Here is a 15668-nt window from a genome sequence, read left to right as displayed (position 1 = left end):
GATATAGAATGAGTGAAGATAAATGGTCAAAAAGTATACTTATAAGTGGAGGAATTGTATTTTTTGTAACAATCCTTATTTATTTTATTGGATGTAGAAATATAATTAAGGTTCCTATGGTACTGTTATCATTACTTTTCATAATTTTAGCTGAAGTAGTGACTTTTCTTATAACAGCAAAGACTAAGAAAGACGTATTAAGAAGTAGCGTAATTACAGCATTATCTTTATATCTTCTTTCTACTATAGTATTAGCTTTAGTATTTGTTAATATCTTAATGGTATTTTTAACTTTATATATAATAATAAATATAGTGCTAATGGGAATTACGGGTATAGCTTTAATTATATTAAATAATTTTGCAGATCGTGTAAATGAAAGCAATAATAGGACTTTAGCAGCAGAGGGAATAATGATTGAATGCGAAAGTAGAATTCAATCTTACATGAATAATAATGAGTACAGTGAACATAAAGAAGAATTAAACAAAATTTATGAGAATATAAAATATAGTGATATTTCATCAGAATGTGATATGGAAGGATCATTACTGCAAAAGATAGAAGGTATATCAGAAAATAAAGAAAAATTACCAGAGTACTTAAAAGAAATTTCTTTTCTTATAAAAGAAAGAAATATAAAGGTAAAGAGTATGAAAAAGGGATCAATATAATTTTTTAATGTATGGAGGGGAAATAAATGAATAATAATGATGATAATAAGAAAATAAATCCATTATATTCTTGGCCTGTAATTATAATATCTATTATAGTATTTTGGCCATTAGCAATATTCTTAGTATATAAAAGGGTTAGAATTGATAAAAAAGCTGGATTTACTATTGGTAGACTTGTAAGGTATGGATCATATTTATGCTTCTTTATGGCGGGAATAGGAATAATAGCTTGTTTAGGTCAAGGATTCACAGGGCAAGATGTGGGAATGATTTTATTCTTCCTTATTGCAGGAGTAACATTATTTATGTTTGCTAAGAAGCTATCAAGTAATGCAGAAAAATATAAGAAGTATATTTCTATAATTATAAATGGAAATGAATATATTTTAGATAATATTGCAAGTGCTATGTCCTTACCTATAAATATTGTAAAAAAAGACTTGAAGGATATGATTAATAATGGATATTTCCAAGGTGCTTATATAAATGATAGTACTAACGAAATAGTTTTACCAAAGACAAGTAAGGAAAATATTAATGAGACTACATTTAATAATAGTGTACCACAAGATGAAGTGAAAGTTATAACATGTAAATGTTGCGGAGCTCAAAACAAGGTAACTTCTAGTGGAGCAGAATGTGAATATTGTGGATCACTACTATAATATTTGCAAATATAAATTAAATAAATAGAATGATACGAAAATCTCAGATAAATACTAATTATCTGAGATTTTTATATGAAATATATAAATAGATATTCTTATAAATATAAATTTGAAAATTAACTTTTCTGAAAAATAAATATTTTTGTAAGATGCATAAGAAGTTAGGTATAGTTTTTAAATATCTATACCTTTAATATATTTACTTAGGGTATATGCAATACCATCTTCTTCATTAGACAAAGTAACTTCATTAGCTATAGCTTTCAAATCATCTACTGCATTAGCCATAGCTACACCAATACCAGCATATTTAACCATAGAAGCATCATTATGACCATCTCCAAAAGCAATCATTTCTTCTTTTTTATAGCCCATAGGAATTAACACAGAATCTAAGGCTTTAGCTTTATCAATTCCTTTGGCAGTAAATTCAAAATAGAAATCTGCTGTAAACATACAATTTAAAGTATCTTTAAATGGTTCCATCATTTCTTTGTAGTGAGCTTTTAAATACTCAGGTTCTCCAGCAGTTAAAATCTTATTTAATGGATAATCAGCAAAAGCTGCTAAATCATCTTTTTCACACAGTTTGAATTTGCCACCACGAGCTTCATATTGAATTATATTAAAAGGTACTCCTTTATAATTTATTTCATTGTCAAAAACATTGTTGACATACATATAGTCATCTTTATCTATCATAGGCTTAACGTTAAAATTTTTCATATGCTCTAGAACAGCTTGTCCCTCTTCGATGCTCATAGTTTCATTAAAGAAAACTTTATTATTTTCACAGTCAACAACCTTAGAACCGTTAAAGGCAACTAAAAGACCATTGTTTTCATTCATTTTTAATTCTTTAGCTAAATCCATTAATCCAGATGTAGGTCTTCCTGAAGCCAAAACTAGTATGGCTCCTTTTTCCTGTGCTTTAATTAAAGCATCTTTAGTTTTTTTAGTTACTACTTTTTTACTATTAGTTAATGTACCATCTACATCCAAAATAATTACTTTTATATCACTCATTTATATTTCCTCCATAGTTCTTTTTATTTAATTATACTAGCATTAAGCCTATAAGTGAATTCATTAATTAAATAATGAGTAATTTATATTAAAAAGTAATATAGTTTAAAATAATAAAATTATTAATTCTTGTTAAAGAATATAAATTAGAGAGTTAATGAGTTAAATATTTGACTTATACACAAATAAATGTTATTATGTCTATAAAATTGATAGATGAGAGGGAAAAATGAAAGAACTTATTCGTAATGCAACAATAGAAGATTTTAAGCGTGGATATATATGGAATAATGAGAAAGGTGAATTTATATGCTTAATATGTCAAAAGAATATTGGTAAAAATAATATTAGTATAAATAATCACATGTCAATTCATGGGACTTCTATAGAAAGATTACTATTGTTAGATAAGAAATATACTGGTTTGACTGAAATTCAAAAAGAGTTACTTGATATGTTATCTAGTAAATGTAGTGATAAAGAAATAGCAAACAATCTTTCTTGTTCAGAATCTACAGTAAGAAATATTAGATTTGCATTAAGGGAAAGAGCAAGGCAGGCAAGAGCTTTTTTAGCTATTATGGAATTAATTGATGAAAATTCCTCTAAGTCAGTAAATCATAAGATTAGATATTTTCCAGTTAAAGAAGAAAAAAGAAAAGCATTATTACCTAGATTTGCTAATTTGTTTGAGCCAAATAGATTTTATACAGAAGAAGAAGTTAAAAAAATAATTAAAAAAATCTATGATGATGATGCATTAATAAGAAGGTATTTAGTAGATTATGGCTATTTAAAGAGAGATAAGTATGGGGAAAAATATTATAGAGTTGAGGTGGAAAGTACTATGGAAAATGTGAAAAGAAAAGAGCTTATAAATAATTATAAGCAGCAAGAAGTTGAGATGGGAATAATTCAAGTATACAATACAATTAATGGATTTTCATTTGTAGATATATGCCAAAATTTATATAAACCATTTGAATCAATAAAGTTTAAATTGAACTTAGGAAAAATAAGAATTAAGAATTTTCAAGAAGATTGGGATAAGTATGGAGAAAATGTATTTGAGTTTATAATTGTAGAAAAACTTAAGAAAAAAGAAAATTCTACAGACAAAGAAACACTTGATGATTTAAAAGAACTTTTAAATCTTTGGATTGATAATCAAGGGGATAATTTAAAATTATATAATAAGTAAAATAATTAATAGCAACGTAATAAGAAAATATAAGATATCATATTTTGTTTTATACTGATTATGATTTACAACTAATATAAAATATCCTTAGCTACAACTAACAAATAGCTAAGGATATTTTTATAGAATCATATATTTCTTCTATAGTAAATAGATGGTTTTTCCAAATTTATGATATTATATATATTAATTATTTTGCTTTCCCAAATAATATAGTCTGCAAAATGCGGCATGAAAAGTCGAGTAGTATTACTATAAAAAAGATATTATTTAATGAGAGGTGAGGAAATGGATTGGATAAATAAATTAAATGAGTCAATAAACTATATAGAAGAAAATCTTACAGGGGAAATATCTTATGAAGTTATTTCAAAAATTGCTGGATGTTCTGTTTATAATTTTCAAAGAATGTTTTCATATATAGCTGATAAGCCCTTATCTGAATATATAAGAAATAGACGCTTAACTATGGCAGCTTTTGAGTTGTTAAATAATAATGAAAGAATAATTGACATTTCTTTAAAATATGGATACGAATCTCAAGATGCATTTACAAGAGCTTTTAAAAACTTTCATGGGGTATTACCATCAAAGGTTAGAAATGAAACGGTACAGTTAAGATCTTGTCCTAAAATCTCATTTCAAATTACAATAAAAGGAGAAAATCATATGAATTATAAAATTGAACAATGGCCTGAATTTAAAGTAATGGGAATATCACAAAAGTTAAAAACTGAAAAGGCTTTTGAAGTAATTCCAAAGTTATGGGAAGATGTTTGGAAGGATGGGACTATGCAAAATCTTTTAGACAACTTTCCTAACTATAGACCATCAGGATTCTTGGGGATCGCACAAGGAGGAGAATGGGGAGAATCTGAAGATATGGAGTATATTATAGCTGTAACAAATTACGTTGATACGGCAAAATGCGAATATGTTCCAGTAATTGAAGGGATGAAGGAATTTACGTATCCAGCAGCAACATGGGCAGTTTTTGAAGCAAATGGAGAATTACCAGGAGTAATACAAAATGTCTATAAACAATTCTATAGCGAATGGCTTCCAAACTCAGGGTATGAACTAGATAATCTTCCAGTTATTGAATGTTATATGCAAGAAAATCAACAAGAAGTTTGGATTGCTGTTGTAAAAAAATAATTTTAAAGGGATATTGACTTGTAGTAAATTTATATAAGTATTTGCTATATGAAAATGATTGTAGTATAATTAACAAATAAAGATTTATTTTGATTGATATAATTAATTTGTAGGTTAATTATTGTTTTGATTTTAAAGAATAGCTAAATTATTCATATTTCACAAACTTTAAATTAGGGAGAAATTTATATGAAAGAATTTAGTGTTAGCACCAATATTTATTTTGGAGAAGGTTCTTTAAATAGGTTAAGTAAAATAAAAGATGAAAAAGTGATGATTGTATGTGATAAATTTATAGAATCGTCAGGTATGGCTTCTAAAATTCAAGAGAAACTAGTTAATTGTGATGTTACTATATTTAGTGATATAGTTCCAGATCCTTCAGTTGAAATTATTGCATCAGGAATTCAAACATTAAAAAATTGTGGTGCAAGAACTATAATAGCTCTTGGTGGTGGTTCTTCAATTGATGCAGCTAAGGCAATAAGAGAATATTCAAAGCAGCTTTTAGGAGCTGATTTTGAAATAGAAGAATGTTTTGCTATACCAACTACAAGTGGGACAGGTTCTGAGGCTACTCAATATGCAGTAATAACTGATAAAAGCGAAGGGTTAAAATATGCTTTGTCAGATAAATCACTTCTTCCTATGGTAGCAATACTTGATCCATCACTTGTAACATCTGTACCTAAGTCTATTACAGCAGATACTGGTATGGATGTAATTACACATGCAATAGAAGCTTATGTTTCTAAAGATGCAAATGATTTTTCAGATGCATTAGCAGAAAAAGCTATTTCTTTAGCCTTTAAATTTTTGCCAGAAGCTTTTGATAATGGAAATAATTTATTAGCAAGAGAAAAAATTCATAATGCATCTTGTTTAGCAGGGATGGCATTTAATTCAGCTGGACTTGGAATTACTCATAGTTTAGCTCATGCAGTAGGTGGAAAGTTGCATATATCTCATGGAAGAATTAATGCAATAATACTTCCTCATGTTATAGAATATAATGCTAATTTAAAAATAGACAACTATAATAGTGAGTATGATATAGCTGCTAGAAAATATCAAAGATTAGCAAAAGTGTTGAATTTACATGCCTCTACAGTGAATATAGGAGTTAATAATTTAATTAAGTGTATTATTGAACTTCAAAAGAAGTTAATGATTCCTTTAACACTAAAAGATCAAGGCTCAGATTTAGGTTTATTATGTGAAGTAAAGGAAGAAATAATAAACGCAGCTATGAAGGATATTTGTACTGCAACAAATCCTAGAGAAGTAACAAATAAAGATTTATTAAAGATTCTAGATAGATTTACAGGAATTAAGTAATTTAAAAACCACTCATTTTTGGGTGGTTTTCTCTTTTATTTATCTAATTTTTAATGGTAGATATTGAAAATAAATATAAATTTAAGTAAACTATAAACAAATAATATATTACTGAATTTCATTACAGCTAAGATTTTGGGGAGAAAATATGGGAGGTTGTTTTATGAGAGAAAGTGACTTGTATTCGATAGGGAAGGTAGAGGAATTATGTAATTTATCCAAAAAAGCTCTAAGATATTATGATAAAATGGGGATATTATCTCCTGATAAGGTATCTGATGAAAGTGGGTATAGATATTATAGTAAAAAGACTTTATTATCAGTACCAATGATAAAATACTATAAACAAAGTGGGTTTAAGCTTGAAGAAATGAAAGCATTTCTTGAAGGAACATCTTATTCAGTTTTTGAAAAAAGCTTTAGAAATAAGATAGATGAGTTAAAGGCAGAAGAAAGTGAAATAGGTTTAAAACTTAAATCTATAAAGGATTGGTATGACCTTATAATGGAAGCACAGACGGTTATAGAAAATGAAATTAATGAAGTATCAATAAAATATATAGATAGTTGTAGAATGATATACTTAGATCAAGATTTTAAGTATGATTATATGGATTCTATTATTAATATAGAGTTTACCAACTACATAGAAAGTAAAAGTAATGCTATAACAGGTCCTGTAATAATAAAATTTCCTTCTTTTAAAGACAAGATGAATGGAAAGTGTAATAAGATGAAAATTATGCAAGAGACTATATTAAAATGTAAAGAATGTGAAACTATTGAATATGGTGGATGTATGGTAGCATCTTGTTATCATATAGGATCACATGAAACTATAAATGAAACATATAAAAAAATAAGTAATTGGGCGGATAAAAATAAATACACTTATGAAGAAAGCTCATATGAAAGATATGTTACTGATTATTGGACAACTAAAAATGCAGATAAATTTGTAACAGAAGTAATGGTTAAAATTAGCAAATATAAAAAGTGAACAAAATGAAAACGTTACCCTAAGGGGGAATGTATAAATATTAAAAATAGGCATTTTAAGAGATAAATAGTTATAGATTTATCTTTTAAAATGCTTTTTTTATATTTGAAGTTATTATATGAATAAAATTTTATGTAGTAAAATAACAAATATTAGTAGATAAAACCTTTGGATTTACCAAGTTTTAGAATTAATTAAATGAAAAGCTAATACGAAAAATATGAGCCTTAAAATTTATATATAAATATGCATAATTTCATATTGACTTTCCCCTAAGGGGAACAGAATATAATTTAATCAAGAATAAAAAATACCTACAAAACATAAGATAAAAAGCTATTTTTAAATCAAGACATATTAAATAACCATAGATAAAATTATATCAATCATAAATTTAAACAGGTTATATAAGTATATTTTATATTTGTAGAACCCTTGAAATGATCATTATAAATCTTTATTTAATGATAATATAAAACGAAACGTGATAACGTTTAAATGGAGGGAGTTTTATTTATGAGTGAAATGTCAGGAGTGGCTAATTCGTCTGCAATTGCTGCTAAAAAGAAATTATCATCTAATTTTCTTAAAAAAGGTATATCTATTGCACTATTCTCAGGGCTTATGTATGGATTTTATTCAGCATTTATGACACTTGGAATGAAGAAAGGTGTTTGGGCAGATTGGTATGGTGATAACAACACAGGATTATCAGTGCTTGTAATTACATACTTGTTAGGGGCCCTTGGTAGTGCAGTAAATGATACATGTAGTGCTGTATGGGCGATTGCTTATGCAACTATAAAGGGGAAAATTGGTGATTTCTTTAGATGTATTAGAACAACTCCAGGTGGAGTAATGATTTTAGCAGCATTGATTGGAGGACCAATTTCAAGTACTGCTTATGTTGTTGGACTTCAAATGGCTGGATCAATAGTTATTCCAATTACGGCACTTTGCCCAGCTATTGGCGCTATTTTAGGCAGGATATTATTTAAACAAGAATTGAACAAAAGAATGATGGCAGGTATTGTAATCTGTGTTGCATCAAGTTTCCTTATTGGAAGTACTAGCCTTTCGGGAGATGCTCCAGAAGGAATGTTTCTTGGATTGTGTATTGCTTTTATAGCTGCTCTTGGATGGGGATTTGAAGGATGTGTTGCTGGATATGGTACATCAATGATTGATTCAGAAATTGGAATTACAATACGTCAAGCAACTTCAGGTTTATCAAATCTAATAATTTTAGTTCCTATCTTCGGTATGATATTTGGAGATGGTGTTGGTTTTTCAATTAATTTAGTTACTCAAGCATTCACTAGTGGTTCTGCTATGATTTGGTTTGCTTTAAGTGGACTTTGTGCATTTGTTTCATACATGTGTTGGTATAACGGCAACAGTATGTGTGGTGCTGCTCTTGGAATGGCATGTAATGGTACTTATTCGTTTTGGGGACCTTTCTGTTGTTGGATTGTTCTTGGAGTATTTGCAGGAATGGATGGATGGGCATTGCTTCCAATAGTTTGGATAGCAGCTGTTCTTATGATTTTTGGTATTCTAGTTATTGCTATGAATCCACTTGATTTATTCAAAAAGAAGAATAAAGATCATGATAAGGAGGTAGATAATTATGAAACCACTTAATTATGCTATATTAAAGTATTTTACTAATGTTGAAGAAGCTTGTGCTGATGATGTGATTAATGAATTAAAAGGTCAGTACGGTAAATTCAAAGCTCTTAATAAGAAGGATGTAATTACAGCTTTAATGACAGCTGAAGCAAATGGACTCCTTGAAGAAACAAGATTTGACATGGATAAAAATGGTGAATTAAGAGTTTATTATCATGCACATGAAGATGGTGCAGCAACAATAAACAGGTATATTAAAGATTAAAAAGTTAATTAAAAAATTTAGAAATTTTTTAATTAAGGCAAAGTATAATAAAAACTTTCTAAATGTGAGAGGAGGTAATTATAAATGAGATATTATGGTGAAGAAGCTTTAGGACTTGTAGAAACAATAGGATTAGTTCCTGCACTTGAAGCAGCTGATAAAATGCTAAAAGCTGCAAATGTTGAACTGATATCGTATGAAAATGTTGGATCAACTTTGGTAACGATTATGGTAAAAGGCGATGTTGCTGCAGTTAGATCAGCAGTGGAGGCTGGTGCAGAAGCAGCTGCAGCAATTGGAAAGTTAACCGCTAAAAATGTTATGCCAAGACCTATTAGAGAAGTTGGAGATATTGTTTCAGTACATGACATAGATTCTTAATTTTAATGGAAGGAAAGGTGTGTAAATGGCAAGATATGAAGCTTTAGGATTAATTGAAACTTTTGGCTTAGTATTTGTCTTAGAAGCAGCAGATGCTATGTGTAAAGCAGCGGATGTTGAACTTATAGGATATGAAAATGTTGCATCAGGATATATATCGGTATTAGTTCGTGGAGATGTAGGAGCTTGCAAGACAGCTGTTGAGGCTGGAGTAAAGGCAGTTGAAAGTATGGAAGGTGGAAATCTTTATAGTTCAGTTGTTATTGCAAGACCACATCAAGATTTAGAAAAAATCATTGAAAGATATAAAATTACTAATTTAATGCCTTAAATAAAAAGTTAAGTTTAAAAAAGAGTATATTACAATTATTTTTAAGAAAAGGAGAGAAAGAAATGAACATAATAGATAACGATTTACTCTCCATACAAGAGGCGAGAATTCTTGCTGAAAATGCTCGTGAAGCTCAAAAAAAATTAGCAACTTTTTCTCAAGAAAAACTTGATGAAATAGTTGAAAGGATGACTGAAGAAATAGAAAAGCATATATGCGAACTAGCTATCATGTCTTGTGATGAAACAGAGTACGGCAAAATGGAAGATAAATGTATAAAAAATCAATTTGTTTGCAAGTATTTATGTCACAGGTTAAAAGATATAAAGTGTGTTGGGATAATCAATGAAGATAAAGAAAATAAGACTATGGATGTAGGTGTACCAATGGGAGTAATAATTGCTTTTTGTCCATCAACTAGTCCAGTTTCAACAACTATATATAAAGCTTTGATTGCAATAAAATCAGGAAATGCAATTATATTTTCACCTCATCCAAGGGCTAAAAATACTATTTCAAGAACTTTAGATATTTTGATTCGTGCAGCAGAAGGTTATGGACTACCAGAAGGAGCGCTTACTTACCTTCATAATGTTACAAATAATGGCACATTAGAGCTTATGAATCATAAAGATAGTTCATTAATAATAAATACTGGAGTACCAAGTTTACTAAAAGAATCATATAAATCTGGAAAACCAGTGATATATGGAGGAACTGGCAACGGCCCAGCATTTATAGAGCGTACAGCAGATATAAAACAAGCTGTTAAAGATATAATAGATAGCAAAACCTTTGATAATGGAGTTGTTTCGGCTGCTGAACAGTCAATTGTTGTGGATAGCTGCATAGAGTTTGAAGTAAGAAAAGAATTAGAAAAAAGTGGAGCATATTTTATGACTGAAGAAGAATCAAATATGCTTGGCTTAATCTTTTTCAATAATGATGGAAGTGTTAATTCAGACGTGGTTGGTAAATCAGTACAAGAATTAGCAAAAAGAGCAGGATTTAGTGTAGCTAAAGACATAAAGGTTCTTATTTCAAAACAAAAATATGTTTCTAAGAGTAATCCATACTCTAGAGAAAAGCTTTGCCCAGTATTAGCATATTACATTGAAGATGATTGGATGCATGCATGTGAAAAATGTATTGAATTATTATTAAGTGAAAGACATGGACATACTTTGATTATTCATTCAAAAGATGAAGAAGTTATCCGTCAATTTGCACTAAAAAAACCAGTAGGAAGAGTATTAGTAAATACTCCTGGAGCTTTAGGAAGCATGGGTGCAACTACTAATTTATTTCCATCAATGACACTAGGAAGTGGTTCAGCTGGTCATGGAATGACATCTGATAATGTTTCACCAATGAATTTGATCTATATCAGAAAGGTTGGGTATGGAATACGTAAAATTAATGAAATATCTAATTTACAATTAGTAGAAAATGTATCTCTATCTAAGGTATCAGAGAAAAATAAGGATTATGATTTGGAAAATATAGATTTTCTTGAAAATGTTTTAAAAAGAATTTTAGAAAATATTAAATAAAAATCAAGTCATTAATTTGAAAAATTTATAAGAAATGAGAGGTAAGGATTTGGATATTCGTGAATTTTCAACTAAATTTATGGAAGCTACTCAACATATGTCTTCTGAAGAAAGAGCCTCTTTAATGAAGATGTTTGAGAATATATCAAAAGAAATAATAAAAGAAGAACCAGCTACAAGTACAGTAGTAAGCGATGAAGGCGATAAAATTCCTGATGGAATTACAGAGCGTCTAGTAAAATTAAAAGAAAATTATTTAAAACAAGTGCCAACAATAACAACACATCGTGCAAGAGCTATTACCAAAATAGCTAAAGAAAATCCAGGTATGCCTAAGATTTTATTACGTGCTAAATGTTTTAAGTATTGTTGTGAAACGGCACCATTAGTAATTCAAGATAATGAATTAATTGTAGGGGCACCTTGTGGAGCACCTCGTGCTGGTGCATTTTCTCCAGATATAGCATGGAGATGGATGGTTGATGAAATTGATACTATAGGAAATCGTGCTCAAGATCCATTTTATATATCTGATGAAGATAAGAAAATTATGAAAGAAGAATTATTCCCATATTGGGCAGGTAAATCTGTTGATGAATATTGTGAAGATCAATATCGTGAAGCAGGTGTTTGGGAACTTTCAGGAGAATCATTTGTTTCAGATTGCTCTTATCATGCTATTAATGGTGGAGGAGATTCAAACCCAGGCTATGATGTAATTCTAATGAAGAAGGGTATGCTAGATATTCAACAAGATGCAAAAGATAATCTGGAAAAGCTTAGCTATGAAAACCCTGAGGATATAGAAAAAATTTATTTTTATAAAGCAGTTATTGATACCACAGAAGGCGTAATGATTTATGCTAAACGTTTATCGGAATATGCTAAGGAATTAGCAGCTAAAGAAACAAATCCTAAACGTAAAGCAGAATTAGAAAAAATATCTGAAATTAACGCAAGAGTTCCTGCTCATAGACCAAATACATTTTGGGAAGCGATACAAGCAGTTTGGACAATAGAATCTTTATTAGTAGTTGAAGAAAATCAAACAGGTATGTCTATAGGTCGTGTTGACCAATACATGTATGAATTCTATAAAGGTGATATTGAATCAGGAAGAATGAATGATTTCCAAGCATTTGAATTAGCAGGTTGTATGCTTATTAAAATGTCTGAAATGATGTGGATTACAAGTGAAGGAGGTTCTAAATTCTTTGCTGGATATCAACCATTTGTAAATATGTGTGTTGGTGGAGTTACAAGAGATGGACGTGATGCTACTAACGAATTAACTTACTTACTTATGGATGCTGTTCGTCATGTTAAGATTTATCAACCATCATTAGCATGCCGTATTCACAATAAATCTCCTCATAAATATCTTAAGAAGATAGTTGATGTAGTTCGTGCAGGAATGGGATTCCCAGCATGTCATTTTGATGACGTTCATATAAAAATGATGTTAGCAAAAGGGGTTAGTATTGAAGACGCAAGAGATTATTGTTTAATGGGATGTGTTGAACCACAAAAGTCAGGTAGATTATATCAATGGACATCTACAGCATATACACAATGGCCAATATGTATTGAACTTGTTCTTAATAATGGAGTACCACTTTGGTATAAAAAACAAGTGTGTCCAGATATGGGTAACATAGATAATTTTAAAACCTATGAAGAATTTGAGAATGCAGTTAAGGAGCAAATAAAATATATAACTAAATGGAGCAGTGTTGCAACTGTAATTTCACAAAGAGTGCATAAAGATCTAGCACCAAAACCTTTAATGTCAATAATGTATGAGGGATGTATGGAAAAGGGTAGAGGTGTTGAAGCTGGAGGAGCAATGTATAACTTTGGCCCAGGGGTAGTTTGGAGTGGACTTGCCACTTATACTGACTCAATGGCTGCTATTAAAAAATTAGTATTTGAAGAAAAAAAATATACATTAAGAGAATTAAATGAAGCTCTAAAGGCTGATTTTATTGGATATGAAAAGATTAGGAAAGATTGTTTAGAAGCACCTAAGTACGGTAATGATGATGATTATGCAGATTATATAGCTGCCGATTTAATCAACTTTACCGAAATGGAGCATCGTAAGTACAAGACATTGTATTCTGTATTAAGTCATGGAACTTTATCAATTTCAAATAATACTCCATTTGGACAATTAACTGGAGCTACAGCAAATGGGCGTAGAGCATGGATGCCATTATCAGATGGAATAAGTCCATCACAAGGATCAGATTATAAAGGGCCTACAGCAATAATAAAATCTGTGTCTAAAATGGCTTGTGACAATATGAATATTGGTATGGTTCATAACTTTAAGCTTATAGCTGGACTTCTTGATACTAAAGAAGGTGAAGATGGAATCATAACTTTATTACGTAGTGCTTGCACTCTTGGAATTGGAGAAGTTCAATTTAACTATTTAGATAATAATACGCTAATTGAGGCACAAAAGCATCCAGAACAATATCGTGATTTAATTGTTCGTGTGGCCGGATATAGTGCATTCTTCGTTGAACTATGTAAAGATGTTCAAGATGAAATAATTAGTAGAACAATGCTTACACACTTCTAAAATATATAGATTTTTGAAGCTTAAGACAATAAAAAAGACTGGAGATTGAATAGTATGGGAAATAAGAACTTAGGAGTAATCGAACGAAAAGCAACAATTTTCAATGTACAAAAATACAATATGTACGACGGACCAGGAGTAAGAACTCTTATATTCTTTCAAGGATGCCCACTTCGTTGTAAATGGTGTGCTAATCCTGAAGGAATGATTAAAAAATATAGAGTTATGTTTAAAAGCAATTCATGTGTAAATTGTGGCGCTTGTGTTTCTGTTTGTCCTGTTGGAATACATACTATTTCCAATGAAAGCTTAAAGCATGAGGTAAATCGTAATATAGAGTGTATTGGATGCAGAAAATGCGTTGATGCTTGTTTGAACTCAGCATTATCTATAGTTGGTGAAGTAAAAACAATTTCTGAACTTGTAGAAATTGTTGAGGAAGACAGAGCTTTTTATGAAGCTTCAGGTGGAGGAGTCACTTTAGGTGGTGGTGAAGTTTTAATGCAACCAGAAGCAGCAAGTAGTTTACTTATGGCATGTAAACAAGAAGGAATAAATACCGCAATTGAAACTTGTGGATATGCCAAGCTAGAATCAGTATTAAAAGTTGCTGAGTTTACAGATTTATTTCTCTTTGATATAAAGCATATTAATTCTGATAAACACTTTGAGCTAACTGGAGTTAGAAATGAACAAATATTAGAAAATTTAAAGGAACTTCTTCGCCGTAAATATAAAGTTAAAATTAGAATGCCTTTATTAAAGGGAGTAAATGATCACAAAGAAGATATTGAAGATATTATAAAGTTTTTAATGCCTTTTAAGGATTATAAAAATTTTAAAGGAATTGATTTACTTCCATATCATAAAATGGGGGTAAATAAATACAAGCAATTAGGAATTGAATATCCAATTGAAGGAGATCCAAGCTTAAGTAATGAAGATTTAAATAAAATTGAAAGCTGGATTAAAAAATATGATTTATCTGTTAAAGTGATTCGCCATTAAAAATTTCAAATAAATAATAAAATGGAAGGTAAGGCTTATGGGAGAGTTTCTTGAAAGAAATATACAACGTGTTATACAAGAGTCAGTACCAGGAAAACAAATTACAATTGCTCATGTTATTGCTTCACCAATGCCTGATATATATGAACGATTAGGAATCGATGAAAAAGGAGCTATAGGAATTTTGACTTTAACACCTTATGAAACAGCTATTATTGCAGCAGATATTGCTACAAAAGTTGCAGATGTTGAAATTGGATTCTTGGATCGTTTTACAGGATCTGTAGTTATAAATGGTGATGTACAAAGCGTTGAAACGGCACTTAATGCTGTAAATGATAAATTGAAAAATTTACTTGGATTTACTACTGCTCCTATAACAAGAACATGAGAAAGAAACGAGTAATGGTAATAGGTCCATCAAGATGTGGAAAAACTACATTGGTAAATGAACTAAATGATTACCATGGTGAATTAAAAAGAACACAGGATATGATTTATGGCAAAAATACAATTGATGTACCTGGATCATATATAGAAAATTCTTGGATGTACAAGCATATAATTGCAGCGGCTCAAGATGCCTCTCATGTATTAATTTTAATTGATCAATCTAGATGTACAGATGTATATCCTCATGGATTTGCAAAATCCTTTAGATGTCCAGTAATCGGAGTAATAACTAAATGTGATTTGATGGAAGAAAATAAAGAGATTTGTATAAAGAAACTTAAGCTTATAGGAATTTCTGAACCATATTTTCATATTAGTTCTTCTAAAGGAATAGGTATTGATTCTTTAAAAAAATATTTATTTGGAAGTGGGTAAAATAAAGGGGGC

The 15668-nt window shown here is 29.7% G+C and carries 16 protein-coding genes; 15 read left to right on the top strand and 1 reads right to left on the bottom strand.

Translation table 11 applies throughout. From position 1 onward, the window contains the following. Positions 1 to 8: 8 nt before the first annotated feature. Both AAT22_RS12325 and AAT22_RS12320 read left to right on the top strand, forming a co-directional pair. The gene (locus AAT22_RS12325; protein ID WP_016207577.1) at positions 9 to 674 is read left to right on the top strand and encodes a hypothetical protein; all 666 of its coding nucleotides are present in this window, start codon (positions 9 to 11) and stop codon (positions 672 to 674) included. Between the two features lie 26 nt (positions 675 to 700). Continuing rightward, a complete protein-coding gene (locus tag AAT22_RS12320; RefSeq protein ID WP_047001433.1) occupies positions 701 to 1342 on the top strand; it encodes a hypothetical protein in 642 nt (213 codons plus the stop codon). A gap of 177 nt (positions 1343 to 1519) precedes the next feature. Here AAT22_RS12320 and AAT22_RS12315 read toward each other — a convergent pair whose 3' ends face one another. Beyond that, positions 1520 to 2371, bottom strand: coding sequence for a Cof-type HAD-IIB family hydrolase (locus tag AAT22_RS12315; protein ID WP_047001432.1), 852 nt, complete (start codon positions 2369 to 2371; stop codon positions 1520 to 1522). 229 nt (positions 2372 to 2600) lie between these two features. Here AAT22_RS12315 and AAT22_RS18835 point away from each other — a divergent pair, with 229 nt between their 5' ends. The 13 genes from AAT22_RS18835 to AAT22_RS12250 all read left to right on the top strand — a co-directional run bounded on the left by AAT22_RS18835 (position 2601) and on the right by AAT22_RS12250 (position 15656). Continuing rightward, a complete protein-coding gene (locus AAT22_RS18835; RefSeq protein WP_084820765.1) occupies positions 2601 to 3572 on the top strand; it encodes a DUF2087 domain-containing protein in 972 nt (323 codons plus the stop codon). Positions 3573 to 3860: 288 nt separating this feature from the next. Continuing rightward, positions 3861 to 4730, top strand: a complete 870-nt coding sequence (locus tag AAT22_RS12305; RefSeq protein WP_047001431.1) for an AraC family transcriptional regulator — start codon at positions 3861 to 3863, stop codon at positions 4728 to 4730. Between the two features lie 189 nt (positions 4731 to 4919). Beyond that, positions 4920 to 6068 carry a 1-propanol dehydrogenase PduQ gene (locus AAT22_RS12300; protein ID WP_047001430.1) on the top strand — a complete coding sequence of 383 codons (1149 nt, stop codon included), beginning with the start codon at positions 4920 to 4922 and terminating at the stop codon, positions 6066 to 6068. Positions 6069 to 6231: 163 nt separating this feature from the next. After that, entirely contained in the window at positions 6232 to 7068 is an 837-nt protein-coding gene (locus AAT22_RS12295; protein WP_047001429.1) for a GyrI-like domain-containing protein, read from the top strand. Positions 7069 to 7584: 516 nt separating this feature from the next. Beyond that, positions 7585 to 8712: a membrane protein gene (locus AAT22_RS12290; protein ID WP_047001428.1), complete on the top strand. Its 1128-nt coding sequence runs from the start codon at positions 7585 to 7587 to the stop codon at positions 8710 to 8712. Then, positions 8699 to 8965: a hypothetical protein gene (locus AAT22_RS12285; RefSeq protein ID WP_016207586.1), complete on the top strand. Its 267-nt coding sequence runs from the start codon at positions 8699 to 8701 to the stop codon at positions 8963 to 8965. Before AAT22_RS12290 ends, AAT22_RS12285 begins: the two co-directional genes overlap by 14 nt. 84 nt (positions 8966 to 9049) lie before the next feature. Further along, a complete protein-coding gene (locus AAT22_RS12280; RefSeq protein WP_016207587.1) occupies positions 9050 to 9346 on the top strand; it encodes a BMC domain-containing protein in 297 nt (98 codons plus the stop codon). A gap of 25 nt (positions 9347 to 9371) precedes the next feature. After that, complete coding sequence (locus AAT22_RS12275) at positions 9372 to 9677, top strand: BMC domain-containing protein (RefSeq protein ID WP_016207588.1); 306 nt, start codon at positions 9372 to 9374, stop codon at positions 9675 to 9677. Between the two features lie 62 nt (positions 9678 to 9739). Next, positions 9740 to 11230 (top strand): aldehyde dehydrogenase family protein, encoded by a 1491-nt coding sequence (locus tag AAT22_RS12270; RefSeq protein ID WP_047001427.1) that lies wholly within the window; start codon positions 9740 to 9742, stop codon positions 11228 to 11230. Positions 11231 to 11279: 49 nt separating this feature from the next. Next, positions 11280 to 13820: a choline trimethylamine-lyase gene (gene cutC, locus AAT22_RS12265; RefSeq protein ID WP_016207590.1), complete on the top strand. Its 2541-nt coding sequence runs from the start codon at positions 11280 to 11282 to the stop codon at positions 13818 to 13820. A 54-nt stretch (positions 13821 to 13874) separates the two neighbouring features. Beyond that, complete coding sequence (cutD, locus tag AAT22_RS12260; protein WP_016207591.1) at positions 13875 to 14828, top strand: choline TMA-lyase-activating enzyme; 954 nt, start codon at positions 13875 to 13877, stop codon at positions 14826 to 14828. 37 nt (positions 14829 to 14865) lie between these two features. Continuing rightward, complete coding sequence (locus AAT22_RS12255; protein WP_016207592.1) at positions 14866 to 15219, top strand: BMC domain-containing protein; 354 nt, start codon at positions 14866 to 14868, stop codon at positions 15217 to 15219. Next, positions 15216 to 15656 carry a EutP/PduV family microcompartment system protein gene (locus AAT22_RS12250; protein ID WP_016207593.1) on the top strand — a complete coding sequence of 147 codons (441 nt, stop codon included), beginning with the start codon at positions 15216 to 15218 and terminating at the stop codon, positions 15654 to 15656. Before AAT22_RS12255 ends, AAT22_RS12250 begins: the two co-directional genes overlap by 4 nt. The last annotated feature ends 12 nt before the right edge of the window (positions 15657 to 15668 follow it).

This window comes from Clostridium sp. C8 (genome assembly GCF_001010885.1).
Taxonomy (GTDB): Bacteria; Bacillota; Clostridia; order Clostridiales; family Clostridiaceae; genus Clostridium; species Clostridium sartagoforme.
Note: the sequence above shows the minus strand (reverse complement) of the source record. Positions and strands in the feature narration are given on the sequence as shown.

Excerpts from the sequence above, each read along its gene's own strand:
- AAT22_RS12295 (WP_047001429.1), top strand. The coding sequence starts at position 6,232 with ATGAGAGAAAGTGACTTGTATTCGATAGGGAAGGTAGAGGAATTATGT.
- AAT22_RS12325 (WP_016207577.1), top strand. The coding sequence starts at position 9 with ATGAGTGAAGATAAATGGTCAAAAAGTATACTTATAAGTGGAGGAATT.
- AAT22_RS12280 (WP_016207587.1), top strand. The coding sequence starts at position 9,050 with ATGAGATATTATGGTGAAGAAGCTTTAGGACTTGTAGAAACAATAGGA.
- AAT22_RS12250 (WP_016207593.1), top strand. The coding sequence starts at position 15,216 with ATGAGAAAGAAACGAGTAATGGTAATAGGTCCATCAAGATGTGGAAAA.
- AAT22_RS12305 (WP_047001431.1), top strand. The coding sequence starts at position 3,861 with ATGGATTGGATAAATAAATTAAATGAGTCAATAAACTATATAGAAGAA.
- AAT22_RS18835 (WP_084820765.1), top strand. The coding sequence starts at position 2,601 with ATGAAAGAACTTATTCGTAATGCAACAATAGAAGATTTTAAGCGTGGA.
- AAT22_RS12270 (WP_047001427.1), top strand. The coding sequence starts at position 9,740 with ATGAACATAATAGATAACGATTTACTCTCCATACAAGAGGCGAGAATT.
- cutD (WP_016207591.1), top strand. The coding sequence starts at position 13,875 with ATGGGAAATAAGAACTTAGGAGTAATCGAACGAAAAGCAACAATTTTC.
- AAT22_RS12285 (WP_016207586.1), top strand. The coding sequence starts at position 8,699 with ATGAAACCACTTAATTATGCTATATTAAAGTATTTTACTAATGTTGAA.
- AAT22_RS12290 (WP_047001428.1), top strand. The coding sequence starts at position 7,585 with ATGAGTGAAATGTCAGGAGTGGCTAATTCGTCTGCAATTGCTGCTAAA.
- AAT22_RS12315 (WP_047001432.1), bottom strand. The coding sequence starts at position 2,371 with ATGAGTGATATAAAAGTAATTATTTTGGATGTAGATGGTACATTAACT.
- AAT22_RS12275 (WP_016207588.1), top strand. The coding sequence starts at position 9,372 with ATGGCAAGATATGAAGCTTTAGGATTAATTGAAACTTTTGGCTTAGTA.
- AAT22_RS12255 (WP_016207592.1), top strand. The coding sequence starts at position 14,866 with ATGGGAGAGTTTCTTGAAAGAAATATACAACGTGTTATACAAGAGTCA.
- AAT22_RS12300 (WP_047001430.1), top strand. The coding sequence starts at position 4,920 with ATGAAAGAATTTAGTGTTAGCACCAATATTTATTTTGGAGAAGGTTCT.
- AAT22_RS12320 (WP_047001433.1), top strand. The coding sequence starts at position 701 with ATGAATAATAATGATGATAATAAGAAAATAAATCCATTATATTCTTGG.